The organism is Massilia sp. NBRC 108631 (assembly GCF_059704565.1).
The window spans coordinates 1-25,939 of the sequence record NZ_BAAKJE010000224.1 but is presented as its reverse complement, the minus strand read 5'-3'; the positions used below and the strand labels follow the sequence as shown (position 1 = coordinate 25,939).

Below are 25,939 nucleotides of genomic sequence, written 5' to 3'. Positions count from 1 at the left end.
GCGCCGGGGACGCTATTTGCAGCTGAAGTTCGCCGCATCCTCGATGCTGCCGCTGCCGCTGTACTTCGCCACCTGCGGATACGGGCATAGCGGCCGGGTGCGCGTGGCGGACCAGGACGCCGGCAGTTCGGTATTGGCACCGCCCGCATTGCCCGCACCGCGCACGCTGGCAAGCACCCGCTCCGGCGCCAGGCCCTTCTCGACCCAGTTGACCAGCGGCGTCAGCATGTCGAACTGGTCGGCCGCCGGGCCGCCGGAGCAGTGGTTCATGCCCGGCACCCGGAAGAAGCGCGCGAAGCCGGAGGCGTCGCCGCCATTCGCGGCGCGCAGATTGTCGTACCAGGCGGTGGTGTCGTCGCTGGAAAAGATCGCATCGCTGGTGCCGTGGTAGACCATCATCTTGGCGCCCCGGTTCTTGATGGTGCTGTAGTCGGCCAGGTGCGGCGGCAGCATGAAGGACAGCGCGCTTTCCGTGTAAGTGGCGTCGCTTGCGGCAACCTGCGCCAGCAGCGTGTCGATGTTGGCGCCCAGGGCGAACGCCGCGCCGTTGAAGGTGGCCGGGTCCGCCGGAGGCACTTTCCAGATCATCGCCACCGCGCCGGAGTCGAGCTGCAAAGGACTGAAGAACTTCCAGAACGCCCAGTTGCCGGCGCCCAGGCCGGCATCGTACGGGAAGCTGGAATAGAACTTGGTGCCGGTGCTGGTGACCGCACCCGAGAACAGCCGTCCGATTGCCGTCTTTTGCGCCGCGCTGAGGCAGCTGCCGTCGCGGCCCTGCGCGCCGCACACGGGCACGTCGCGCTCGAGGCTGAAGGCGGCCTGGCAGGCGCTTGTATCTTGCACCAGCCCGTCCGTGGCGCCGTCGAGCGCGTCGCACTTGCCCAGCACCGCATTCGACACCAGCGTGCGTTCGGCCGCCGTAAAGCCGGAGCCCAGGTCGCCCGGCGTGCTGGCCAGCGAGGCATAGGCCTGGCCGCCGGCGATGTTGGCGATGGCGGCCAACGGCAGGCGGAAGCCGGGATTGCCGACCAGGTAACCGTCGAACTGCTCGCCGTAGCGCGCCGCAGCCACCATGGTGTGGCGGCCGCCATTGGAACAGCCGCCGAAGTAGGAGCGGTCCGGCCCCTTGCCGTAAGCGGTCTGTATCACGCTCTTGGCCATCGGCGCCAGTTTGCCGGATGCCTGGTAGCCGTAATCCAGCCGGGCCTGCGGGTCGATTCCGAACAGCGGCGTGGCGGCGCCGTGGCCGGCGTCGGAACTGATCACGGCGAAGCCCTGGTTCAGCGCGTTGTCCAGCTGCCCGCCGCCGCCCACTTCGCCCAACGCCGTGACTACGGCGCCGTCAAGGCCGCCGTTGGCCTGGTAGAAGAAGCGGCCGTTCCAGTCCACCGGCAGCCGCATTTCAAAGCCGATCGCGTAGCCCTTGCCGTCCACAGGGCTGACGCGCCGGTGCATCGCACCCTTGACCAGGCAGTGCGCGGGCAACGGCTTGCCGGCTACCGTCAGCACGCCTGCCGCTACCGGCGCGGTGCTGGCGATGGACGTGTTGGGATAATTGATCTTGCCGGCCAAATCAGCGCAGGAGGCCAGCTTGGCGCCGCTGGCGGCGGTCAACTGCGGCAGCGTCACCGCGCCGCCGGGGGCGGCTCCGCCGCTGTGGCTGCCGCAGGCGCCCAAGGCGCCCAATGCCGCTGCCGCCAGGCCGAGCGCAGCCAGCGGCGCGCCCTTCGGCTTACGTCGTTCGATGGTCATGGCCGCTCTCCTCAGTTAGGGCTGACGTCGCGCAGCACGCCGATGGGCTCATTTACCAGCTTGCCGTTGATCTTCTTCACTTCGCGGATGTACATGTTCTGCACGATGTCGCGGGTGGCCGGGTCGATGCTGATCGGGCCGCGCGGACTGTCGCGCTTCATGCCGGACAGCGCCTGCATGGCCTTGTCGCCGCTGACGGCGCCGCCCAGCGCGCGGATGGTTTCGTAGATCATGCCCATGGTGTCGTACGCCGCCACGGTGACGAAGGTGGCAGGTGGACGGCCCGGATTGGCCGCAGCGTAGGCTTTCAGAAAGGCCTTGTTGGCCTCGTTGTCCAGCGTGGGGGCGTAGTTCAGCACCGTCACCGCGCCCAGCGCGCGGTCGCCCAGCGCCTCCAGCGTCGGCGTTTCGCTGGTCATGTCGCCCACGCCGAGGAACTTGATGCCGGCCTTGTCCAGGCCCTTGTCGCTGAAAGCCTTCAGCAGGCCGACACCGTCCTCCACGCCGGGTGCAAAGAAGAACAGCGCGTCCGGCTTTTCATCCTTGATGCGCTGGATGAAGGGCGAATAGTCGGGATTGGCCAGCGGTACGCGCGCCGTGCCCACCACCTTGCCGCCGCCCGCGCTGAAGGTCTTGCTGAAGCGCGCCTCGGCGTCCAGCCCGGTGCTGTAGTCGCTCACCAGGGTGTACACCTTGCCGATCTTGTTCTTGGCGGTCCATTCGCCGAACGGGCCGGTCATCTGGTGCATCGTCATGCTGGTGCGCAGCATGTAGGGCGACTTGGCTGTGATGCCGTTGGTGACGGCGTTCATCACGATCATCGGCATCTTGGCCTGGGTGGCGATGGGCGCCACCGCCAGGGCGCTCGGGGTCAGCGAAAAGCCGATCAGGAAGCTGACGCGGTCGCGCGTGATGAGCTCCTGCGCGGCCCGCTTGGAATGGTCGACGTTGGTACCGCCGTCGTCGCGGTAGATGATTTCGATCTTCTTGCCGGCCACCTTGTCGCCGTATTGCTGCATATAGGTCTTGATGCCGTCCTCGAACGGCTTGCCGGTGTTGGCGAATGGCCCGGTGAGCGCCGCGATGACGCCGATGCGGATGGTGTCCTGGGCTTGGGCCGGGCTGGCGGCCAGCATGGCCGTAAATACGGTAGCGAACGCAGTACTGAACGCGGTAGCGATTGCGGCGGTCTTCATCCTGTCTCCTCGATGGGTGGGGTTTTCGAAGTTTAGTTATGATTTATAATGATTATAGGCTATACGCATTTTCGCCACATTGCAAGCTTTTGGATGGCCGGCGTGCGGCATCTTTGCTAGAATCGGGGCATGACCAAGCAGCCCAACAAGAAACTCGACCTGATCGACGCCGTCCAGGAGGCGGCGGATCAGCCGCTGGACCAGAGCACCCTGTCCGGCCTGGTGGGCTATAACTGCCGGCGCGCCTACATCAACATCCTGCCGCTGTTTGAAAAGCGCATGGCGAAGTACCAGCTGCGGCCGGTGGATTTCAGTGTTCTGAGCCTGCTCAAGGCGAATCCCAACATCAACCAGAAGCGGCTATCGGATGCGGTGAACGTATCGCCGCCGAACCTGGCCATCCTGCTGGACAGGCTGCAGGAACGCGGCTTGCTGCTGCGCCAGCGCAGCCCCCTGGACCGGCGCTCGCAGACGCTGGCGCTGACGCCCGCAGGCCTGAGCATGTGCACCAGGGCGGAAAAGACCGCCAGCGAGCTGGAAGCGGACGCCACCTCCGCGCTCACCGACGACGAGCGCGCGCAGCTGATCCGCCTGCTGCAGAAGATCTACATGCAGTGATCTATTCCTGGACCTGCTGCAGCTTCTTGATGCGGTAGGACAGCTGCGGCCGCGTAATGCCCAGCATGCGCGCCGCCGCCGACAGGTTGCCGTCGGCCCGCTTCACCGCCGCCAGTATCAGCGTGCTTTCCAGGTGGTCCAGCGACCATGCCTGACCTTCTCCCTGCCCCTGCTGCGCCTGCTGGCGCAACATGGCCGGCAGCACATCGAGCAAGGCGCCGCCTGGCGCGGCCTCCGCCTCCGCCGTTGCGGGCGTGCCGTGGCTGGTCAGGCGCCCGGTCTGCGCCAGCGAGAAATAGGAGGTCTGCGCTTCCTCGCCGCTGGTGAACAGGTGCGGCAGGTCGATCGGACCATCCTCGTCAGCGTAGATGACGCCGCGCTCCACCAGGTTTTGCAGCTCGCGGATATTTCCCGGGAAGTGGTAGTTGAGCAGCGCGTCGACCGCGCGCGCGGTGAAGCCGGTTACGCGGCGCTGGTGTTTCTGGCCGTAGTGGCGCATGAAGTAGCCCATCAGCAGCGGGATGTCGTCGCGCCGCTCGCGCAGCGGCGGCAGGCGGATGGGGAACACGTTCAGGCGGAAGAACAGGTCTTCGCGGAAGCGGCCCAGGCGCACTTCCTCTCGCAGGTCGACATTGGTGGCCGCCACCAGCCGCACGTCCACCTTCACGCTGCGCACGCCGCCCACCCGTTCGATCTCCGCTTCCTGCAACGCGCGCAGCAGCTTGCCCTGCGCCACCAGGCTGAGCGTGCCGATCTCGTCCAGGAACAGCGTGCCGCCGGAGGCGCGCTCGAAGCGGCCGGGCCGCGACTGGGTGGCGCCGGTGAAAGCGCCCCGCTCCACGCCGAACAGCTCGGACTCGATCAGCGTTTCCGGGATCGCCGCGCAATTGACCGCCACGAAAGGCTGCTCCTTGCGGGAACCGATCTGGTGCAGCATGTAGGCGAACAGCTCCTTGCCCACGCCCGACTCACCGGTGAACAGCACCGTGGCGGCGGTGGGCGCCACCCGTTTGAGCATATGGCAGGCCGCGTTGAAGGCCGATGACACGCCCACCATCTCCTTTTCGCCGTAGGCGCGGCCATCGTCTCCCGGCAGCTCGGCCGCCTGCTGGTGCTGGCCCGGGCCGCCGTAGGCCGTGGTGCTGACAAACGGCTCCGCGTTCAGGAAGCGCAGGTCTTCCTCCACGTTATCCCATTCGTCGGCCGGCTTGCCGATCAGGCGGCAGTGCTTGTGGCCCATGGCGGTGCATTCGATCTCGCGGTAGACGGTCAGCCGCCCTATCATCGCGCTGGTGTAGCCGATGGCATAGCCGGTCTGCATCCAGCACGCCGGCGCGGTGCCGATGCCGAAATCGGCCATATGCACCTCGGCCTCGCTGGAGTGGTGCCACAGGAATTCGCCGTGGTAGGTGCCGCGCTCGAAGTCGAACTCGAAATGCACCGGTTCCACCTTCACCGCGCCTTCCAGCGAATGCATGCGCGGCCCGGCCGCGAACAGCGAGCCCGGTTCTGCGTCCGGCCAGCGCTCGCGCAGCAGTTGCGCATCGCGCGCGCCGGCCGAATAGCCCACCCGCGTCAGCAGGCCGCGCGTGCGCTCGGCGCCTATGCTCTCCAGCAGCTCGCGCCGCAGCGCGCCCAGCGAGGTGGTGTGCAGCAGCTGCATGCGCTGGCCGTTGAGCCAGATGCGGCCGTCGCCCGGCGAAAAGTGCAGGCTTTGCGTCAGGTCCTCCAGCGAGGGCGCCGCGCCGGCGCTCAGGTGCTGGCTGTCGCCGTGCTGCAGCATCTTGCCGGTGGCGCGCGACACCTCCGCCAGCGATACGCGATGGGGTTTGCTCATGTCTCCGCCTTCCTTGTCTTTCACCAAATCATACATCGGCAATCCTCTCATTTGATCATTTCATCAGTCGCCCGGAAGCCTCGTCCCATGCTGCGCCGCGCCATGCCGGGCCAGGGAATGGCGCCGTCCTCATAGCGAGCAGCGTGCGTATTGCGGCGCAGCGGCCAAACCTTGCGGCGCGCTGGCACGCAACTTGTAATAGCTAAGGCAAGAACGGCAAGCGGACCTGAATGCAACTTGTGTGCTCACCGGGCGCAAACAGGCCGACTTCCCCACCATCCATCAACAACAGGAGACAGCATGACTGACGCTAACGCGCTTTTGCGCCCCGCGGTCTGGCAGGACCGCATCTTCAACGGCGACTGGATCGCCGCCCACGGCGGCGTCCACACTTTCACCGAGCCGGCAACCGGCGAACAACTGGGCCGTGTCGGCCTGGCCAACGCCGGCGACGTGGCGCGCGCCGCCAGCCAGGCGCGCACCGCCCAGCCGGCATGGGGCGCCAGCGACTACAAGGAACGCGCCGCCATCTTCCGCCGCGCCGCCGCCGTGATCGCCGGACACCACGACGAACTGGCCACCTGGATCGTGCGCGAAACCGGCGCCATCCGCCCCAAGGCCGACCTGGAGCTGCGCGAAGCCGGCGCCCACCTGCAGGAAGCGGCCGCCATGCTGACCCAGCCCAAGGGCCAGCTGCTGGCCTCCGCCGCCGGCCAGATGAGCATTGCGCGGCGCATGCCGCACGGCGTGGTCGGCGTGATTTCGCCGTTCAACTTCCCGCTGATCCTGTCGATCCGTTCCATCGCGCCGGCCCTGGCCACCGGCAACGCCGTGGTGCACAAGCCCGATCTGCAAACGCCCATCAGCGGCGGCGTGCTGATTGCCCGGGTGTTCGAAGCGGCCGGCCTGCCCAAGGGCGTGCTGCAGGTGCTGCCCGGCGCCGCCGAGGCGGGCCAGGCCATGTGCAGCCATCCCGACATCGCCATGATCGCCTTCACCGGCTCGACCGCCGTGGGCCGCAGCATCGGCGAGCTGGCCGGGCGCAACCTGAAAAAGATGTCGCTGGAGCTGGGCGGCAAGAACTCGCTGATCGTGCTGGACGACGCCGATCCCGACATCGCCGCCGCCAACGTGGCCTGGGGCGCCTATCTGCACCAGGGCCAGATCTGCATGGCCGCCGGCCGCATCCTGCTCCAGCGCGGCATCGCCGACGCCGTGATCGAGCGCGTGCTGGCCAAGGCCAGGTCGCTGCCGGTGGGCGACCCGATGGGCGGCCAGGTGGCGCTCGGGCCCCTGATCAACGCGCGCCAGGTGCAGCGGCTGCACGCCATCGTCGAAGACAGCGTGGCGGCCGGCGCCACGCTGCTGGCCGGCGGCAGCTACGAGCGCCAGTTCTACCGGCCAACCGTGCTGGCCAACGTGCGGCCCGGCATGCGCTGCTTCGAGGAAGAGCTGTTCGGCCCGGTGGCCTCGGTCACCGCGTTCGACACAGACCAGGAAGCCATCGCGCTGGCGTCGGCCACCACCGGCTGCCTGGCGCTCGGCGTGATCTCGCCGTCGCTGGCGCGCGCCATGTTCATCGCCGACCGGGTACCGGCCGGCCACGTGCACATCAACGACCAGACCGTGCTGGCCGAGGCGCACGCGCCCTTCGGCGGCTGCGGCACTTCGGGCAACGGCGGCCGCCATGGCGGCACGTCCGACTGGGACGAGTTCACCCAGTGGCAGTGGATGACGGTGAAAACCGAAGCGCCGCGCTACCCGTTCTGAAGCGACAGACCACACCAACAAGGAGAGCATATGAAGTTACGCAACAAGACCATCGTCGTCACCGGCGCCGCTTCCGGCATCGGCGCCGAAGTGGCGCGCCTGGCGCGCTTCGAAGGCGCCACCGTGATCGGCATGGACCGCAACGAAGCCGGCCTCACGCTGGACGGATTTATCGCCGTCGACATGGCGTCGACCGCCAGCATCGATGCCGCCGCCGCCCAGCTGCCGCAGCGCGTGGACGCGCTGTGCAATATCGCCGGCGTGCCCGGCACCGCCGATCCAGCGCTGCTGGCGAAGGTCAACTACCTCGGCCTGCGCCACCTGACCGAAGCCGTGCTGCCGCGCATGCCGGCCGGCGGCGCTATCGTCAACGTGGCCTCCATTCTCGGCGCCGAGTGGCCGCAGCGGCTGGAACTGCACAAGCAGCTGGCCGCCGTGCAGGGCTACGCGGAGGGCCAGGCATGGCTGGACGCGCACCCGGTGCCGGCCGACACCTGCTACCAGTACTTCAAGGAGGCGCTGATCGTGTGGAGCGCCGCCCAGTCGCAGAAATGGTTCCTGGCCCATTCGGTGCGCATGAACTGCGTGGCGCCCGGCCCGGTGTTCACACCCATCCTGGGCGACTTCATAACCATGCTGGGCCAGGAGCGCGTGCAGCGCGACGCGCACCGCATGAAACGCCCGGCCTACGCGGACGAAGTGGCAGCCGCCATCGGCTTCCTGTGCAGCGACGACGCGCGCTGGATCAGCGGCGTGAACCTAGCGGTGGATGGCGGGCTGGCTTCGACCTTTATCTGATCCGTTGAGGATACGCCCGGCCGCGCGCCAGCGGCCATAAAAACAATAACCAGGAGACAACATGCACGCGAACAAACGGCACGCGACGACGCGCCTGAGCCCGACCCTGCTGGCACTGGCCGCGATGGCAGCCCTGCCGGTCCATGCCCACGAATTCGATACCGGCAATCCCGAATTCAAGGTCAGCTGGAACAACACCTTCAAATACAGCGCCGCCTACCGCCTGAAGGACGCCGACGCCGGCCTGCTGGCGGGCGGCTATCCATCGGCCGGGCCCGGCGACTTCACCGGCTACAACCTGGATGACGGCAACCAGAACTTCCGCAACAAGGGCATAGTCTCCAGCCGCATCGACTGGCTGTCCGAGTTCGACGCCGGCACCCGCACGCTGGGCATGCGCGTCAGCGCGGCCGGCTGGTACGACAGCGTCTACAACCGCAGCAACGGCAACGCTTCCCCTGCCAGCAACGCAGTCGCGCTGGCCGGCCAGGGCGGCAACAGCTTCGCCAAGGGGACCCGCCTGCTGCATGGCCGCAACGCCGAGCTGCTGGACGCCTTCGTCTTCGCCAAAGGTTCGCTGGGCGCACTGCCGGGCACCGTGCGGGTGGGCCGCCACACGCTGCAGTACGGCGAAAGCCTGTTCTTCGGGGCCAACGGCATCGCCAACGCGCAGGGGCCGGTGGACCTAGTCAAGCTGCTCAGTGTGCCGGGCGCACAGTTCAAGGAGATCCTGCGTCCGGTGAACCAGGTTTCCGGCCAGTTGCAGCTGCTGCCCAACGTCTCGCTGGGCGGTTATTACCAGTTCGAATGGCGCGCCACACAGATTCCGGGCGTGGGCAGCTACCTCAGCTCCTACGACGCGGCCGGCGCCGGCAGCACCGCCTTCCTGGTGGCGCCCACCGACAGCGGCGCGCCGGCCTTCCGCACCGTGCCGGACATGAAGGCGAAAAACGCCGGCCAGGGAGGCCTGCAGCTTAAGTACACCCCTGCCGGCTCGGACGTCGAATACGGCTTGTATGCCGCGCGCTACCACGACAAGACGCCATACTTCTACCTGGGCTTCGCCCCCGCGTTTCCGCCCGGCGCGCCGTCCACCGTGCAGGCGGTGTACGCGCAGGGCGTGCGCACCTTCGGCGCCAGCGCCAGCACCGTGCTGCTGGGCGCCAACGTCGCGGCCGAGATCTCGGTGCGCCGCAACTCGCCGCTAGTCAGCGATCCCACGCCCGATTTCCTGTCTCGCGCCGGCGTCGGCCAGCTCGCCGACAACCGCGGCAACCCGGCCTACGCGGTCGGCAACACGGCGCACATGAACCTGTCCGCCATCTACGTGATGCCGACCAATCCCTTCTTCCAGGGCGCGTCGCTGCTGGGCGAACTGGCGTGGAACCGCGCCACCAGCGTGGCTTTCCAGGGCTCGCTCGACCCCAACACCACGCGCGACGCCACCTCGGCCCGCGTGATCTTCGAACCGGCCTATTACCAGGTGATGGACGGGCTGGACATCTCGATCCCGATCGGCCTCGGCTACAACATCGACGGCCGCTCGCGCGCGGTGTTCAATTTCAACGGCGGCAGCTCGCACGGCGGCGACTTCAACATCGGCGTCAACGGCACCTACCGCCAGGACTGGAAGTTCGGCATCAGCTACGTGCGCTTCCTCGGCTCCAGCGGCACCTTCCTGAAGAACAATCCAGCCACCAACACGCCCGTCCTGAGCTACGCCCAGTCGCTGGCCGACCGCGACTACATCTCCTTCAACATCAAACGCGCATTCTAAGGAAAAGACCATGATGAAGACGACCCTGACTTTCGCAGCCGCCGCCCTGTCGCTAGCCTTCGCCTTGCCGCACGCCGGCGCCGCCGTTTCGCCGGAAGACGCGGCCAAGCTGCGCTCCACGCTCACGCCGCTGGGCGCCGAAAAGGCCGCCAACAAGGACGGCACCATCCCGGCCTGGGACGGTGCCTACGCCAAAGTGCCCGCCGGTTTCAAGGCCGGGGACTTCCGCGCAGATCCCTTCTCCGGCGAGAAGCCGACGCTGGCCATCACCGGCAACAACGTCGACCAGCACGCGGCCAGGCTGTCGGCCGCCACCGTGGCGCTGCTGAAGAAGTACCCCAACTACCGGCTCGACGTGTACCCGACCCACCGCACCGGCGGCGCACCGGGCTGGGTATATGACAACACGTTCAAGAACGCCACCCGCGCCAAGGCCATCGACGGCGGCTTCGGCGTGGAAGGCGCGTTCGGCGGCATTCCCTTTCCCATTCCGAAGACCGGCTACGAGGCGCTGATGAACCACCGCCTGGCCTGGACCGGCGAAACCACCGTGTTCCCGCTGCGGACCACCATTGTCACCCCGGACGGCAAGCGCGCCACCGCCACCGAGGCCGAGCAGACCATCATGCGGCCCTACTACTTCAAGGACGGCAGCCTGGAGAAGTTCGACGGCATCTACCAGATGGGCCGCCTGATCACGCGCGCGCCGGCCTCCAAAGCGGGCGAAGGCATCCTGGTCCATGACGGCATCAGCGAGGCGCAGCCGCGCGCCATCTGGCAGTACCTGGTGGGCCAGCGCCGCGTGCGGCGGGCGCCGTCGGTGTCCTACGACACACCGGACTCGGTCACCTCCGGCATCGGCCTGTTCGACGAAGCTTTCATGCTGTTCGGGCCGGTGGACCACCACGAGCTCAAGCTGATTGGCAAGAAGGAAATGTACATCCCGTACAACAACAACCGCGCCGCGTCGGCCAAGATCGGCGACCTGGTGGGACCGCAGTTCCTCAACCCGGACCTGGTGCGCTGGGAGCTGCACCGCGTATGGGAAGTGGAAGCGACGCTGGTCCCCGGCAAGCGCCACGTGGTGGCCAAGCGCCGCTACTACCTCGATGAGGACACCTGGCAGATCATCCTGGTCGACGGCTACGACGCGCAGGGCCAGATCTGGCGCGGCAACTACACACTGACGCTGCTGGCGCCGGACGTGCCGGCCGTAGTGGGCAACGTCATGTGGGGCACCTACAACGTGCAGACCGGCGCCTACCTGCTGAACGAGGCGTCCAATGAGCTGTCGTCGCAGTACAAAATGATCCCGCGCCTGCCGGCCAGCTACTTCGGCCCGGAAGAACTGGCCAATCAGGGCTCGCGCTAAATGGAGAGCGTTCGATGAACAGACTGACCCCATGCGCCGGCCACGCAACGATGGCCAAGGCTGCCGCCGCACCTCCGCCGGCACGAACAGCGTCGGCAGCGCTGGCGGCGTGCACCGCGCTGGTGCTGGCACTGGCGCTGGCGCCGTTCGCCCGCGCAGATGACGCGCACGCCGCCAGCGCCGGCGGCCGGGTGCCGGCGGCTGCCGCCGGAGCAGCCGGAACGGCAGCCACTGCCGTTACGGCGGCGCTGCGGCAGCCGGCCCCGGTCACGCCCAAGGCGCTGCATGCGGCGATGCTGACGGTGGGCGTTGCCGGCCATCGAATCGTGGCGGCCGGCGAACGCGGCACCATCCTGTATTCGGATGACGCCGGCTCCACGTGGCGCCAGGCGAGCGTGCCGGTCAGCGTCAGCCTGACGGCGCTGCAGTTCGTCGACGCCAAGCGCGGCTGGGCCGTCGGCCACCAGGGCGTGGTCCTGCACAGCACTGACGGCGGCGCCACCTGGAGCAAGCAGCTGGACGGCATCCAGGCCGCCCAGCTGGCGCTGCGTGCGGCTGCTGAAGCTACGGGGCCGGATCAGGCGCGCGTCCGGGCAGACGCCCAGCGCCTGGTCGATGACGGTCCCGACAAGCCCTTCCTCGACGTCCACTTCGACGGCCCGCGCCACGGCTACGCGCTGGGCGCCTACAACCTGCTGTTCAGAACCGCCGACGGCGGCGCCACCTGGCAGCCATGGCAGGGCCGAACCGCCAATCCGAAGGGCTTGCACCTGTACGGCATGCGCGCCGCCGGCGGCGCGCTCTACATCGCCGGAGAACAAGGCCTGCTGCTGCGCTCGACCGACCAGGGCGCCAGCTTCAGCGCGCTCGCCACGCCCTACAAGGGCAGCTACTTCGGACTGCTGGCAGCACGGGGCGGTGCGCTGATTGCCTTCGGCCTGCGCGGCAACGCCTTCCGGACCGAAGACCAGGGCGCCAGCTGGAGCAAGGTGGAAACCGGCGTCCAGGCCGCGCTGGCCGGGGGCGCCGAGCTGGCGGACGGCACACTGGTGCTGGTCAGCCAGGGCGGCGACGTCCTGCTCAGCCGGGACCAGGGCCGCAGCTTCGCCCCGCAAGCCGGCCCCGCGCTGCCGCCGGCCCTGCCGCTGGCGGCCGTGGCGCAGGCGCCCGGCGGCGCCCTGGTGCTGGCCGGCCTGCGCGGCTTGCGCCGCGTCGACATCCCGTCCGCATCGGCGCCGGCGCTCCCGCGCTAGCGCCTCCCCCATACCAACACGGTTGAATCATCATGCACACAGATCAAGATTTGCAACAACAGCCGGTGGTGAAACGGCTGCAGGACTTCGACACGGCCTCGGGCAAGCTGGGCGAACGCGCACTGTTCAACTACCGGCCGCTGGTCATCCTGCTATGCCTGCTCGCGACCATCATGCTCGGCTACCAGGCCACCCGCATCAAGCTCAATGCCAGCTTCGAGAAGATGATCCCCAGCGCCCATCCCTACGTGCTGAACTACCTGGCCAACAAGTCTGACCTGAACGGCCTGGGCAACTCGGTGCGCATCGCCGTGGCAACGGGCAGCGGCAGCATCTACGAGCGCAGCTACATGGACACCCTGCAGCGCCTGAACGATGAACTGTTCCTGTTGCCGGGCGTGGACCGGCCCTTCATGAAGTCGCTCTGGACGCCCAGCACGCGCTGGGCCTCCGTTACCGAGGATGGCCTGGACGGCGGCACCGTCATCCCGGACGGCTACGATGGCTCACACGAGAGCCTGGCCCAGCTGCGCGCCAATGTGGCCCGCTCCGGCGAAATCGGCCAGCTGGTAGCGGCCGACTTCAAGTCCAGCATCGTCTTCGTGCCGCTGCTGGAAAAGAACCCGCAGACCGGCCAGGCGCTCGACTACGGCAACCTGTCGGCGCGGCTGGAACAGATCCGCGCCAGGTACGAGCAGGAAGGCGTGCGCATCCACATCACCGGCTTCGCCAAGATCGTCGGCGACCTGATCGACGGCCTGCAGCAGGTGCTGCTGTTCTTCCTGCTGGCCATCGCCATCGCGGGCGCGGTGCTGTTCTGGTACACACGCTGCTGGCGCAGCACTTCGCTGGTGGTGGCGTGTTCGCTGGTGGCCGTGCTGTGGCAGTGCGGCCTGCTGGCAACGCTGGGCTACGAACTCGATCCCTACTCGGTGCTGGTGCCCTTCCTGGTGTTCGCCATCGGCATGAGCCACGGCGCCCAGAAAATGAACGGCATCATGCAGGACGTAGGGCGCGGCACCCATAAGGTAGTGGCCGCGCGCTACACCTTCCGGCGCCTGTTCGCGGCCGGTTTCACCGCGCTGCTGTGCGATGCGGTCGGCTTCGCGGTGCTGGTCAGCATCCAGATCAAGGTGATCCAGGACCTGGCCATCGTCGCCAGCATTGGCGTGGCGGTGCTGATCTTTACCAACCTGGTGCTGCTGCCCGTGCTGCTATCCTACACCGGCGTCAGCGCCAGCGCCGCCGTGCGCAGCCTGCAGGCCGACAGCGCCGGCACCGACGGCGCCTCCCAGCCCTGGCTGTGGACCTTCCTGGACCGCTTCACAAGGCGCCGCTGGGCCGCCATCACGGTGGCCGCGAGCGTCCTGCTGGGCGCCCTGGGCTACCTGTACAGCCTGAACCTGCAGGTCGGCGACCTCGATCCAGGCGCACCCGAACTGCGCGCCGACTCCCGCTACAACCGCGACAACGGCTTCATGGTCGCCAACTACGCGGCCAGCTCGGACATCCTGGTGGTGATGGTCAAGACCGCGCCCGACCAATGCACCCGCTACGACACGCTGGCCAGCGTCGACACCCTGGCGTGGCAACTGGAGCAGTTGCCCGGCGTGGACTCGACCAATTCGATGGCGGCGCTGAGCAAGCTTGCCACCACCGGCTATAACGAGGGCAGCTTCAAGTGGTTCGACCTGATCCCCAACGCCGGCGCGCTGGGTGCGGTGCAGACGCGGGCCCCGCGCGAACTGTTCAACCAGGGCTGTTCGCTGCTGTCACTGTATGTTTACCTGAAGGACCACAAGGCCGCCACGCTAAGCCGCGTGGTAGACGCGGTGGAAGCTTTCAGCGCCGCCAACCACACGCCGGAAGTACAGTTCCAGCTCGCTGCCGGCAGCGCGGGTATCGAAGCGGCCACCAACATCGTCGTCAAGAAAGCCATGCGCGACATGCTGTTCTGGGTCTACGGCGCGGTGATCCTGCTGTGCTACGCCACCTTCCGCGACTGGCGCGCGGTGGCGGTGGCCATCCTCCCGCTGGTGCTCACTTCCATCCTGTGCGAAGTGCTGATGGTGGTGCTGGGCCTGGGCGTCAAGGTCGCCACCCTGCCGGTGATTGCGCTCGGCGTCGGTATCGGCGTGGACTACGCGCTCTACGTGCTGAGCGTGATGCTGACCCGCATGCGCGCCGGCGCCAGCCTGTCCAGCGCCTACCTGCATGCGCTGCATTTCACCGGGCGCGTAGTGATCCTGACCGGCGTGACGCTGGCGGTGGCGGTCGCCACCTGGCTGTTCTCGCCCATCAAGTTCCAGGCCGACATGGGCATCCTGCTGGCCTTCATGTTCCTGTGGAATATGGTGGGCGCGCTGGTGCTGGTACCGGCGCTGGCCTACTTCCTGATGCCGCAGAAGGCCGCGCAACATGCCGGGGCCTCGCCACAGGCAGCGCAGGATGAAGCGCCGGCGCCGGAGCAGCAAGCCAGCGTGGCCGGGGTCCACTAAGCCCATGCGCGCTTTCGACATGAGCATAGGTTCCCGCCTGCGCCTGGGCTTCGGCCTGATCCTGGCACTGCTGGTTGCCGTGGTGGCGCTCGGCGTGGGCCACATGGCGCAGATGCAGCGCCGCACCGACCAGATCACCCTGGTCGGCAACGTCAAGACCCGGCTCGCCACGCAAATGCGCGACACCGTGTACGAGCGCATGATCGCATTGCGCAATATGGCGCTGATCGGTTCCCTGTCCTACCTGCAGCCGGAAGCCGAACGGGTGCAGGACCAGGGCAGGCGCTACGCAGCCGCCGAAGCGCAGTTGCGCGGGCTGCTGGCCGCCACGGCGACGCCGGAGGAAACCGCACTGCTGGCGCAGATAAGCCAGCACAATGCGGCAGCACGCACGCCGATCTTGCAAGCCGTGGACCTCGCCATGGCAAGCGAGTCCGACCGCATCTACACCGTGCTGGTGGAACGCCTGCTGCCGGTCCAGTCACGCTGGATGGCGGCGCTGGAACAGCTGGTGGCGCTGGAGGCCCGCCAGAACGAGCAGGCAGCTTCCCAGAGCCGGTCCTCCGACGCCATGGCGCGGTCCTGGATGCTGGGCCTGGGCCTTGGCGCCCTGCTGCTGGGCGGCCTGCTGTGCTGGCGGCTTACGCGCGGCATCCTCGCTCAGCTGGGCGGCGAACCCGCTTATGCGGTCAGCATCGCCGGCCGCACCGCCGCCGGCGACCTGGCGGGCGGCGTTGTGCTGCGCGGCGGCGACGCATCCAGCCTGCTGTTCGCCATGCACACCATGCGCACCGAACTGGCTGCCATGGTCGGCAAGGTGCGCCAGGGCGCCGACCACATCGCCGGCGCGGCGGACGATATCGCCGGCGGCCACCAGGACCTGGCCCGCCGCAGCGATGGCCAGCGCGCGTCGCTGCGCGCCACTGCCGGTTGCGTGGAACAGCTGGCCGTGGCCGTGCGCGACAATGCCGGCCATGCCCGGCAAGCCACCGCGCTTGCCGCCAGCGCCACCACAGTAGCCGGGGACGGCGGCCAGGCTGCGGCAGAGGTGATACGCACCATGGACTCGATCACCGCTTCGGCGCGCCGCATCGGCGAAATCGTCGGCGTCATCGACGGGATCGCCTTCCAGACCAACATCCTGGCCCTGAACGCGGCGGTGGAAGCGGCGCGTGCGGGCGAACACGGACGCGGCTTCGCCGTCGTAGCCGCCGAGGTGCGCAGCCTGGCCCAGCGTTCCGCCACCGCCGCGCGCGAAATCCGCACGCTGATTGAACACTCCGTGGCACAGGTCGAAGCGGGCAACCGGCTGGTGGCGCGCGCTGGCGCCACCATGGCGGAGGTTGTAGGCAGCGTGCGGCAGGTGAGCGCCATCATCGGCCGCATCGCGACGGTCAGCACCCGGCAGCAGGCAGGCATCGAGCAGGCCGGCGCCGCCCTGCTGGCAATGGAGCGGGCCACGCTGCGCAACGCTGAACTGGTCGAGCATGCCACCGGCGCCGCCGCCGGCATGCGCAGCCAGGCGGCCGAACTGGCGCAGCTGGTACGCGCCTTCAAACTGGACGACACGCGCGCCCGGTCACACCACCTACTCCCCCACCAAAAGGACGCCTATCATGCCCGCGATAATACCTGACATTTTGCTGTACTCCGCAGCAGCCCTGGGCTTGGCGGCCGCCCTGCTGTGGCGCCGCAGACGCCGCATTGCAAGCGCCGCCGATGCTCCGTCCGCGCCGGCGCCAGCCGCCGCAGGGCCCAACGCAGCACCGCATGCGACCCGGACGGCTGCCGTGCCCGCGCCTGGATCGTTGCGCAGCACTACTCTGGGCGACGTGCTGGGCTTTGACGACCGCCACCAGACCCACGCCTGGCTCGGCCTTCCGTATGCGCAGCCGCCGGTTGGCCCGCTGCGCTGGAAGGCGCCTCGTCCACCGGGGCGGTGGAGCGGCGTGCGTGAGGCGCTGGCGTTCAGTCAGCCCGCCGTGCAACTGGGCGGCATCACGCTGGAGCTGCCGCCCGCGCAATGGGGCCGCTTGGCCGGTTCGGAAGATTGCCTGACGCTGAACGTGTTTGCCCCGCGGATGACGGCCGCCGAGGCGCAAGCGGCCGCGTTGCCGGTGATGTTCTGGATCCACGGCGGCGCCAACTCGGCCGGCACCGCCGCCACCTATACCACGCTGCGCAACCTGGCCGGCCAGGACCGTATGATTGTGGTGTCGGCCAACTACCGCCTCGGCATTCTCGGCTGGTTCAGCCTGGAGGAACTGGCCCAGGACGGCGACACCGGCGCTGACCGCTCGGGCAACTTCGGCACGCTGGACCTGATCGCCGCGCTGCAATGGGTGCGCAGCAACATCGCGGCCTTCGGCGGCGACCCGCGAAACGTCACGGTGTTCGGCGAATCGGCCGGCGGCCTGAACACCTACACCATGCTGGCCAGCCCGCTGGCCACGGGCCTGTTCCAGCGCGCCATCCTGCAGTCGCCGCTGACAGCCAGCTACACCATGGCGCAGGCGCGCAACTACGCTGAAGAAGGCCCGGAAGGCGCGCCGCCCGGCCACGCCCTCAGTTCGCGCGAACTGCTGTGCGCATGGCTGCAGCGCGACGGCCGTGCAGCCGACCGCGCCGCCGCCAAGGCGCTGATTGCCTCCATGCCGGCCGCCGACATCGCGGCCTACGTGCGAGGCCTGTCGCCGGAGGCACTGCTGGCCCCTGTCAAGCCGGGTTCACTGAGCTTCTACGATGCGCCCTGCGTGCTGCAGGACGGCCACGTGCTGCCGGCCATGCCGCTGCCCGAGGTGTTCACCGACCGCCGCCGCTACAACGCGGTGCCGGTCATCATCGGCACCAACCGGGACGAATACAAGCTCTTCATGTCCAACAACCCGGACTACGTGCGCAAGGTGTTCGGCACTATCCCCCTGATGCGCGACCGCGTCCGCTACCAGCGCCACGCCGCTTATATGTCGGCCCTGTGGCAGGCTGCGGGCGCGCTGGAGCCGGCCAACGCCATGCTGGCCTCAGGCCATCGCGACGTCTGGGTCTACCGCTTCGACTGGGACGAACAGCCGGCCATACCGCTGATAGCGCCACGCGTGCTGCTGGGCGCGGCGCACGTGCTGGACGTGGCCTTCGTGTTCCGCGACCTGGACGGCGAGTTCGATCCCTTCCGCTCCTTCACGGGCGCCAACCTGCCGGGCCGCAAGGAGGTCTCGGACGCCATGGCCGGCTACTGGACCGGCTTCGCCCGCCACGGCCGGCCCGGGCGCGGCCCCGGCGGCATGCTGGCCGACTGGTGGCGCTGGAGCGAGGACACCTCCCAGCCGCGCCTGATGGTGTTCGACACCAGCGCCGGCGGCGGCAGCCGCATGGTGGTGCACGAGAACAGCCGGGCCGCACTCAAGGCGGCGCTGGCGCAGGACCCGGCGCTGGACGGCAATCCGCGCGAACGCTGCGAGCTGTTTGGCCGCATGTTCCTGTGGTCCATCTTCGGCGGCCAGGAGGCGCCGCAGGCGCTGGCCGCCTATGCCCTGGCGCACGGCTATGCCGGTCCCACCGAGCAGCTGCGCCCCGGCTACTGGCCATGAGCGCGCACACCAAACCCGGCTTTTTCCGCAGTGTCGAAGACCTGTGGATGCTGGACGGCCTGCGCACACCCATGGCCGACTACTGCGGCGCCTTCAGCCACGTGTCGCCCACCGATCTTGGCCTCGAGGCCGCGCGCGCGGTGCTGCGCCGCAGCGGCGTGCCGGCCGCCGACCGCGGCGGCGGCCATCATCGCTTCCGGGCTGGAGCACCTGGAATGGCGTCCGTCAAAGCACAATGGCGCTCAATGAGCGCAACAGCACCCGCAGCTGCGCATGCAGCTCGCTGCGCTGGTCCACGCCCAGCTCGGCCAGCATGGCCTGCTCCAGCTGCGCCACGGCGGCGTGCCCCTGGCGCAGCAAGGCGCTGCCCTCGTCGCTCAAGCGCAAATGGATGATGCGGCCATGGTGGGCGTCCGCCTGGCGCACGATCCAGCCGCGCGCCTCCATCGCCTTCACCATCTCGTTGGCCGACTGCGGCGAGATCATGGAACGCTCGGCCAGCTGCGCGTTCGACAGCTGCTTCTGGGTGTCCAGCACCGACAGCGCCGTGTACTGGGCGGCGCTCAGTCCCAGCAGCCCCAGGCTGTCGCGCAGGCGGCGGCTCAGCACGTGGTCGATGCGGCCGATCAGGTAGGCGATGCCGGTGGGTTTGCCGGGCGCGGCGGGCTGGTCATTTTTCATGGTCTTCAACAAGTTCAAACAGCGTTCAAGAAAGCGCTTGCATTCCAGGCCAAGCAGAATATATTATAAGTCACGTATCAGGCAACCTGATATTAACCTACCATAAGAGAGTATGAGATGAGCCAATATGAGAACCGCTGGAGCACCGTCAAAGTCGAAGTCGCCGCCGGCATCGGCTGGGTGACGCTGAACCGTCCGGAGAAGCGCAACGCCATGAGCCCGACGCTGAACCGCGAAATGATCGACGTGCTGGAGACCCTGGAGCTGGACCCGGAGATGCAGGTGCTGGTGCTGACCGGCGCCGGCGACAGCTGGACCGCCGGCATGGACCTGAAGGAGTATTTCCGCGAGAACGACGGCAAGCCGGAGATATTCCAGGAAAAGCTGCGCCGCGACTGCTCGCAGTGGCAATGGAAACTGCTGCGCATGTACAGCAAGCCGACCATCGCCATGGTCAACGGCTGGTGCTTCGGCGGCGCCTTCTCGCCGCTGGTGGCCTGCGACCTGGCCATCTCCGCCGACGACGCGGTGTACGGCCTGTCCGAGATCAACTGGGGCATCCCGCCGGGCAACCTGGTCAGCAAGGCCGTCGCCGACACCATGGGCCACCGCCAGGCGCTACACTACATCATGACCGGCGACACCTTCACCGGCAAGGAGGCCGCCGCCATGGGGCTGGTTAACAAGAGCGTGCCGCTGGCCGAGCTGCGCGCCGCCACCATCGAGCTGGCGGAGAAGCTGCTGGCCAAGTCGCCGACGGTGCTGCGCATCGCCAAGCACGGTTTCAAGCGCTGCCGCGAACTGACGTGGGAGCAGAACGAGGACTATCTGTATGCCAAGGTTGACCAGTCCAACTACCGCGATCCGGAAAAAGGCCGCGCCCAGGGCCTCAAGCAGTTCCTGGACGACAAGACCATCAAGCCGGGCCTGCAAACCTACAAGCGCGCATAAGACGCACAGCAGCCCCCGCCCACACAACACAAAGGAGATACGCCATGCTTGAAGCACGCTTGCTGATTGGAGGCCTGGAGCAGGCCGCATCCAACGGCGCCACCTGCCAGCGCCTGAACCCCGCCACCGGCGACACCGCCTCGGTGGCCGCCGCCGCCACCCTGGAAGACGCCGACGCCGCCGTGGCTGCGGCGCAGGCGGCCTTCCCCGGCTGGTCCGCCACCGCGCCGGGCGAGCGGCGCCGCCTGCTGCTCAAGGCGGCCGACTGCCTGGAAGCGCGCGGCCCTGAATTCATCGCGGCCGGCGTGGCCGAAGCAGGCGGCGTGCCGGGCTGGTACGGCTTCAACGTGATGCTGGCGGCCGGCATGCTGCGCGAAGCGGCCTCGCTGACCACCCAGATCGCCGGCGAAGTGATTCCCTCCGACGTGCCGGGCCTGATGGCCATGGGCGTGCGCCAGGCCTGCGGCGTGGTACTGGGCATCGCGCCGTGGAACGCGCCGGTCATCCTCGGTACGCGCGCCATCGCCACCCCGCTCGCCTGCGGCAACACGGTGGTGCTGAAATCGTCCGAAGTGTGCCCTGCCCTGCACCGCCTGATCGGCGCCGTGTTCGAGGACGCAGGCTTCCCGGCCGGCGTGGTCAACGTCATCAGCAATGCGCCGCAGGACGCCGCCGCCGTGGTGGCGCGCCTGATCGCCCATCCGGCCGTCAAGCGCATCAACTTCACCGGTTCAACCAAGGTCGGGCGCATCATCGCCCAACAGGCGGCGCAGCAGCTGAAACCGGTGGTGCTGGAACTGGGCGGCAAGAACCCGCTGCTGGTGCTGGACGACGCCGACCTCGACGAGGCGGTGCAGGCGGCCGCCTTCGGCGCCTTCTTCAACCAGGGCCAGATCTGCATGTCGACCGACCGCATCATCGTCGACCGCAAGGTGGCCGACGCCTTCGTCGACAAGCTGCGCGCCAAGACCGCCGGCCTGCGCGCCGGCAAGCCGGGGCAGGAAGGCGCGGTCCTGGGCGGCATGGTCGATGCCGGCGCGGCGGCCCGCGTGGCGGCCATGGTGGCCGATGCCCTGGCCAAAGGCGCCACGCTGGTATGCGGCGCCGCCGCCAGCGACGGCAACGTGCTGCAGCCTGCCATCATCGACCACATCACGCCGGACATGGCGGTGTACCAGGAAGAATCGTTCGGCCCCATTGTCGGCATCATCCGGGTCGGCGGCGACGAGGCGGCGCTGGCCGAAGCCAACGCCAGCGAATACGGCCTGTCGGCGGCCATCTTCAGCCGCAACATCCCGCGCGCGCTGGCACTGGCGCGCCGCGTCGAATCTGGCATCTGCCATATCAACAGTTCCACCGTGGCCGACGAGGCGCAAATGCCGTTCGGCGGCGTCAAGGCCAGCGGCTACGGGCGTTTCGGCGGCAAGGCCGGCATCGCCGAATTCACCGACCTGCGCTGGATCACCATCCAGAGCGGCCACCGCCACTACCCGGTGTAATGGGGGACATGCCATGACGCAGTCCTTCCCTGTCGCCGCCGTTGCCGCCGCCACCGCCGAGCTGGACCTGTCGCGCTACCGCCCGGTGCGCGTCGGCAGCGCGCCGGTGCGGATCGAAGCCGGTCCGCATGGCGTCTGGCGCCTGGCGTCGCAGGAGCCGCTGGGGGCCTACCCGGACCGCATCACCGACTGCCTGGTGCGTGGCGCCGGACAGCACCCCGAGCGGACGCTGGCCGCGCAGCGCGGCCCGGACGGCGCCTGGCGCCACATCAGCTACCGGCAGATGCTGGAACAGGCGCGCGCGGTCGGCCAGGCCCTGCTCGACCGCGGCCTGTCGGCCGAGCGCCCGCTGATGATCTGGTCCGGCAACGACCTGGCACACCTGCAACTGGCGCTGGGAGCGCTGTACGCCGGCATACCGTATTGCCCGGTGTCGCCGGCCGCTTCGCTGCAAGGCTCCGATTACACCAAGCTGGCCCACTTCGTGCACCACCTGACGCCCGGCATGATCTACGCCACCGACGCCGGCGCCTGCGCCGCCGCGCTGGCCGCCACGGTGCCGGACGGCGTCGAGATTGTCGCCGGACATGGCGACGCTGGCCGTCCCAGCACGCCGCTGGCCAGCCTGCTGGCGACGGCTCCGGGCACGGTGGACGCGGCCAACGCCGCCACCGGCCCGGATAGCATCGCCAAATTCCTGTTCACTTCCGGCTCGACCAAGCTGCCCAAGGCCGTCACCACCACCCAGCGCATGCTGTGCGCCAACCAGCAGATGCTGCTGCAAAGCTTCCCGGCCTTCGGCGACAGGCCGCCGGTGCTGCTGGACTGGCTGCCGTGGAGCCACACCTTCGGCGGCAGCCACAACGTGGGCATCGCGCTGTACAACGGCGGCAGCTACTACATCGACGACGGCAAACCCACCCCGCGCGATTTCGCCACCACGGTGCGCAATCTGAAGGATATCGCGCCAACGGTGTTCTTCAACGTGCCCAAGGGCTGGGAGCTGCTCACCGCCGCGCTGCGCGACGATGCGGCGCTGTGCCGCCACTTTTTCTCGCAGATGGAACTGTTCTTCTTCGCCGGCGCCGGCCTGTCGCAGGCGGCGTGGGATGCGCTGGAGCAGGTCAGCGAGCAGCAGTGCGGCCAGCGCATCCGCATCATGGCCGGCCTGGGCATGACGGAAACGGCGCCCTCCTGCACCTTCACCACCGGTCCGGTGATGATGGCGGGCTACGTCGGCCTGCCGGCGCCGGCCTGCGAAGTCAAGCTGGCGCCGCTGGACGGCAAGTACGAGGCGCGCTTCCGAGGCCCGCACGTGATGCCCGGCTACTGGCGCGCGCCTGAAGCCACCGCCGCCGCCTTCGATGAGGAGGGCTACTACTGCAGCGGCGACGCGGTGCGCTTCGTCGATCCGGACCTGCCGGAACTGGGATTGATGTTCGACGGCCGCATCGCCGAGGACTTCAAGCTCAGCAGCGGCACCTTTGTCAGCGTGGGGCCGCTGCGGGCGCGCGTGATCAGCGCCGGCGCACCCTACATCCAGGACGTGGTGGTGGCCGGCATCGACCGCGACAGCATAGGCTTGCTGGTGTTCCCGCGCCTGGACCAGTGCCTGGCGCTGTCCGGCCTGGGGGCGGAGGCCGACGCCGCCGCTATTCTGTCCAGCGCGGCCGTGCGCCGCCACTTCCAGCAGTTGCTGGCGCAGCTAAACGCCAAGGCCACCGGTTCGGCCTCGCGCATCGAGCGCATACTGCTGCTGGAGGAAGCGCCGTCCGTGGCGGCCGGCGAGCAGACCGACAAGGGCTCGATCAACCAGCGCGTCGTGCTGAGCCGCCGCGCGGCGCTGGTGGAGGCCCTGTATGCCGGCGGCCATACTGTGCTGAGCGCTGGCTAGCGGCGGCCTGCCGGCGGGGGCTCACCGGTCCGGTGCGGCGCCCGGCTGGGACTGGACGCCGTCCGCGTTCCTGGCGGCGCTGAACTGCGCTGGCTCGCACGCGGCCAGTTCCAGCGCAATGGCCAGCACGTTGTCCATGGTGGCCACATGCAGCTGGAACCATTCCATCAGCAGCCCCAGCGCTCTGCGCGCAGCCGCCGGATCGCGCGGGTCGACGTGATGCAGGGCGGCCAGCACGCGCGCATGCTGTTCGCGGTGCGCCTGGATGCCAGGAAACGCGATCTCCTCCATCAGCGCATCCTCGGCGCGGAAATCGGCCTCGATCTCGTCTACCAGCGCCGGCAGCCCGGCTTCCAGCTCGCCGTCGCTGCCTGCCGTCATCTGTACAACGCGCCCGGCCAGGGCCAGGTGGGCGGTGTCGATGGCGGGCTGGCCCAGCACCGGAACAGACGGCAAGATCTTTGTTGTCATTTAAGCCCCTTCGCTCTCAGGTTGTGGATGGCCACGTCCTCAGCGCAGCACCAGCACCGGGATCTCGCTGTGGGCTAGCACTTTCTGGGTTTCGCTGCCCAACAGCAATCCCTTGATGCCATGCCGGCCATGCGTGGCAATGCAGATCAGGTCGCAGCCCCGGTCGCGGGCGGTCCGCACGATCGCCTCGTGCGGCTGCGCGGCCTGCACCACAAGACTCTCGCAGGGTACGCCCTGCTCGCGCGCCGCCTTGCAGACATCGTCGAGCAGCGCGCGCGCGTGCGCGGCGCTCTCCTGTTCATAGCGCTGGCGGGTGTCGGCTAGCATGTCGGTGTGATAGGTCAGCGTGTGAAAGTCGAGCACCACGTGCAGGGCTGTGACGCGCGCGCCGCAGCTGCGCGCGAAGGCCAGCGTCTTGGCGGTCATGGCGGCGGCGATGTCAGAGCCGTCGGTGGGCAGAAGGATGTGCTGGAACATGATGTACTCCTATGCAGTTGGGGGGAAACGCTGCAGTCAAAGAACGGCAATGCGATTGTCCACCGAGGACACGCCGGGCGCCTGCCAGGCCGCGCGCTCGGCACTCTGGCGCTCGCTCCACGAGCGCACCGCGCCGCTCAGCACTACCTCGTGCCCGTTCGCCTCCACGTGCACGCGCTTGGCGTCAAGCGTGGCGTCGCGGTGGAAGGCGGCCAGTATCTGGTGCTGCACCTGGCCAGGCTGGGCCGGGGGCACCACGCGGATCTGGTTCAGCACGCTCTTAACGCCGATCAGGTGGCGCACTGCCTGCTCTGCCCGCTCGCGCTGGTAGTGCCATTGCACGCAGCCCTCCAGCTTGAGGTGGCCGTGGTCGACCACCGTGCGCAACTCGGTCGCGGCGGATGGCAACTGCAGGCGCAGCGCGGTCACCGCGTCGGCGGCGATCTCGGGGTCGGGCCGCTCACCCGTGCCCAGCTGCACCACCAGCTCGTTAGCCACCGCGCGCACGCCCGCCACCCGCTTGACGGCCCGCTCGGCGGCCAGCTTCTGGGCGTAGCTGGCCGCAAAGCCGCTCAGCATGACCGTGCCGTCCGAGACCGCCACGGCCATCGTGCCGTGCCCGATCTCCGGGTCCCATGCCAGTTCGCTCTCGACCTGGCGCTTCAAATGAAAGTCGGTATCCATGATTGCTGCCTCTCGACGTTAAAAATGGCGGCGGCCGGCGGCTGCCTGTAGTTGTTGTACGCCGCCCGGCGCGCCAATTCTCCGATCTAGATCAAATTCGGCCAACTTGTGCCGCATTTCCGTGCCATTTGATCCAGGTCATGGCGCGCCCGCCGCGCCTGGCCCACACTGCCAGCTTCCTCAGCCGGAGCGCCCGCATGAACACCTCTCCCAGTAGCATGGCCCTGGCGGCCTTCCCCTCCCGGCCCCCCGCCGGCCGCCGCGCCCCCGGCGAACGCCGCGCCAGCGCCTGGCAGGGCGAAACGGACCGCTCCGCCCCGGCCGAGCCGGCGCCGCTGGACCTGCTGCTGAACGCCGGCCTGGGCAAGCTGACCGGCTACGTGTCGCCAGTGGCACTGGGCATGGCCTACGCGGACTGGCTGGGCCACCTCGCGCTGTCGCCATCCCACGTTTCCCGCCTGGCGCAGCGCGCCTGGCAGCAGCTGGCGCGCTGGCAGCAGCACGCGCTGCAGGCCAGCCAGGAGGAAGCGCCGCAGCCGCACGCCTGCATCGCGCCGCTGCCGCAAGACAAGCGCTTCACTGACCCGGCCTGGCGCCAGTGGCCCTACTCGGTGCTGGTGCAGGGCTTCCTGCTGCAGCAGCAATGGTGGCATTGCGCCACCACCGGCGTGCGCGGGGTGTCGCCGCACCACGAGAACGTGGTCAATTTCACCACCCGCCAGCTGCTGGACATGATGGCGCCGTCCAATTTCGTAGCGACCAATCCGCAGGTGCTGCAGGAGACCCTGCGGCGCGGCGGCGCCAACCTGGTGAACGGCGCCGCC

The 25,939-nt window shown here is 68.5% G+C and carries 20 protein-coding genes; 13 read left to right on the top strand and 7 right to left on the bottom strand.

Annotation, left to right across the window (positions count from 1 at the left end):
- Positions 1–12: 12 nt before the first annotated feature.
- Together AC6H42_RS24180 and AC6H42_RS24175 are read right to left on the bottom strand one after the other, a co-directional pair.
- Entirely contained in the window at positions 13–1,752 is a 1,740-nt protein-coding gene (locus AC6H42_RS24180; protein ID WP_497549140.1) for a tannase/feruloyl esterase family alpha/beta hydrolase, read from the bottom strand.
- A gap of 11 nt (positions 1,753–1,763) precedes the next feature.
- Positions 1,764–2,948, bottom strand: a complete 1,185-nt coding sequence (locus tag AC6H42_RS24175; RefSeq protein ID WP_057156324.1) for an ABC transporter substrate-binding protein — start codon at positions 2,946–2,948, stop codon at positions 1,764–1,766.
- Positions 2,949–3,077: 129 nt separating this feature from the next.
- On the opposite strand from AC6H42_RS24175, the gene AC6H42_RS24170 reads away from it, so the two are divergent.
- Complete coding sequence (locus AC6H42_RS24170) at positions 3,078–3,566, top strand: MarR family winged helix-turn-helix transcriptional regulator (RefSeq protein WP_057156323.1); 489 nt, start codon at positions 3,078–3,080, stop codon at positions 3,564–3,566.
- A 1-nt stretch (position 3,567) separates the two neighbouring features.
- On the opposite strand, the gene AC6H42_RS24165 is transcribed toward AC6H42_RS24170, so the two are convergent.
- The gene (locus AC6H42_RS24165) at positions 3,568–5,403 is read right to left on the bottom strand and encodes a sigma 54-interacting transcriptional regulator (RefSeq protein ID WP_497549139.1); all 1,836 of its coding nucleotides are present in this window, start codon (positions 5,401–5,403) and stop codon (positions 3,568–3,570) included.
- Between the two features lie 300 nt (positions 5,404–5,703).
- Here AC6H42_RS24165 and AC6H42_RS24160 point away from each other — a divergent pair, with 300 nt between their 5' ends.
- The 8 genes from AC6H42_RS24160 to AC6H42_RS24125 all read left to right on the top strand — a co-directional run bounded on the left by AC6H42_RS24160 (position 5,704) and on the right by AC6H42_RS24125 (position 18,458).
- On the top strand, positions 5,704–7,173 hold the full coding sequence (locus AC6H42_RS24160; protein WP_497549138.1) for a benzaldehyde dehydrogenase: 1,470 nt from the start codon (positions 5,704–5,706) through the stop codon (positions 7,171–7,173).
- Positions 7,174–7,203: 30 nt separating this feature from the next.
- Entirely contained in the window at positions 7,204–7,971 is a 768-nt protein-coding gene (locus AC6H42_RS24155; RefSeq protein ID WP_057156321.1) for a coniferyl-alcohol dehydrogenase, read from the top strand.
- Between the two features lie 61 nt (positions 7,972–8,032).
- Entirely contained in the window at positions 8,033–9,748 is a 1,716-nt protein-coding gene (locus AC6H42_RS24150) for a DUF1302 domain-containing protein (RefSeq protein WP_497549137.1), read from the top strand.
- A gap of 10 nt (positions 9,749–9,758) precedes the next feature.
- Positions 9,759–11,120 carry a DUF1329 domain-containing protein gene (locus AC6H42_RS24145; RefSeq protein WP_229418248.1) on the top strand — a complete coding sequence of 454 codons (1,362 nt, stop codon included), beginning with the start codon at positions 9,759–9,761 and terminating at the stop codon, positions 11,118–11,120.
- A gap of 14 nt (positions 11,121–11,134) precedes the next feature.
- Positions 11,135–12,373 (top strand): WD40/YVTN/BNR-like repeat-containing protein, encoded by a 1,239-nt coding sequence (locus tag AC6H42_RS24140; RefSeq protein ID WP_497549136.1) that lies wholly within the window; start codon positions 11,135–11,137, stop codon positions 12,371–12,373.
- Between the two features lie 32 nt (positions 12,374–12,405).
- On the top strand, positions 12,406–14,871 hold the full coding sequence (locus AC6H42_RS24135; protein WP_497549135.1) for an efflux RND transporter permease subunit: 2,466 nt from the start codon (positions 12,406–12,408) through the stop codon (positions 14,869–14,871).
- 19 nt (positions 14,872–14,890) lie between these two features.
- Complete coding sequence (locus AC6H42_RS24130; RefSeq protein WP_497549134.1) at positions 14,891–16,507, top strand: methyl-accepting chemotaxis protein; 1,617 nt, start codon at positions 14,891–14,893, stop codon at positions 16,505–16,507.
- A gap of 172 nt (positions 16,508–16,679) precedes the next feature.
- Complete coding sequence (locus AC6H42_RS24125) at positions 16,680–18,458, top strand: carboxylesterase/lipase family protein (RefSeq protein WP_497549133.1); 1,779 nt, start codon at positions 16,680–16,682, stop codon at positions 18,456–18,458.
- A 225-nt stretch (positions 18,459–18,683) separates the two neighbouring features.
- Here the strand turns inward: AC6H42_RS24125 and AC6H42_RS24120 are convergent, their stop codons facing one another.
- Positions 18,684–19,139 carry a MarR family winged helix-turn-helix transcriptional regulator gene (locus AC6H42_RS24120; RefSeq protein WP_057156738.1) on the bottom strand — a complete coding sequence of 152 codons (456 nt, stop codon included), beginning with the start codon at positions 19,137–19,139 and terminating at the stop codon, positions 18,684–18,686.
- 117 nt (positions 19,140–19,256) lie between these two features.
- Here AC6H42_RS24120 and AC6H42_RS24115 point away from each other — a divergent pair, with 117 nt between their 5' ends.
- The 3 genes from AC6H42_RS24115 to AC6H42_RS24105 are packed head-to-tail and all read left to right on the top strand — an operon-like array spanning position 19,257 to position 23,483.
- Positions 19,257–20,090: a p-hydroxycinnamoyl CoA hydratase/lyase gene (locus AC6H42_RS24115; RefSeq protein ID WP_057156315.1), complete on the top strand. Its 834-nt coding sequence runs from the start codon at positions 19,257–19,259 to the stop codon at positions 20,088–20,090.
- Between the two features lie 44 nt (positions 20,091–20,134).
- The gene (locus AC6H42_RS24110) at positions 20,135–21,589 is read left to right on the top strand and encodes an aldehyde dehydrogenase (RefSeq protein WP_057156314.1); all 1,455 of its coding nucleotides are present in this window, start codon (positions 20,135–20,137) and stop codon (positions 21,587–21,589) included.
- 13 nt (positions 21,590–21,602) lie between these two features.
- Positions 21,603–23,483, top strand: a complete 1,881-nt coding sequence (locus AC6H42_RS24105) for a feruloyl-CoA synthase (protein WP_497549132.1) — start codon at positions 21,603–21,605, stop codon at positions 23,481–23,483.
- Positions 23,484–23,504: 21 nt separating this feature from the next.
- Here the strand turns inward: AC6H42_RS24105 and AC6H42_RS24100 are convergent, their stop codons facing one another.
- From AC6H42_RS24100 to AC6H42_RS24090, 3 genes are read right to left on the bottom strand one after another with little or no spacing between them, the layout of a single operon-like run.
- The gene (locus AC6H42_RS24100) at positions 23,505–23,954 is read right to left on the bottom strand and encodes a bacteriohemerythrin (RefSeq protein WP_157201001.1); all 450 of its coding nucleotides are present in this window, start codon (positions 23,952–23,954) and stop codon (positions 23,505–23,507) included.
- Between the two features lie 39 nt (positions 23,955–23,993).
- Positions 23,994–24,431 (bottom strand): universal stress protein, encoded by a 438-nt coding sequence (locus AC6H42_RS24095; RefSeq protein WP_497549131.1) that lies wholly within the window; start codon positions 24,429–24,431, stop codon positions 23,994–23,996.
- Positions 24,432–24,467: 36 nt separating this feature from the next.
- Positions 24,468–25,115 (bottom strand): BON domain-containing protein, encoded by a 648-nt coding sequence (locus AC6H42_RS24090; RefSeq protein WP_057156310.1) that lies wholly within the window; start codon positions 25,113–25,115, stop codon positions 24,468–24,470.
- A 197-nt stretch (positions 25,116–25,312) separates the two neighbouring features.
- On the opposite strand from AC6H42_RS24090, the gene AC6H42_RS24085 reads away from it, so the two are divergent.
- Positions 25,313–25,939, top strand: a 627-nt coding sequence (locus tag AC6H42_RS24085) for a poly-beta-hydroxybutyrate polymerase N-terminal domain-containing protein (protein WP_497549130.1), incomplete at its 3' end; no start/stop codon positions are given.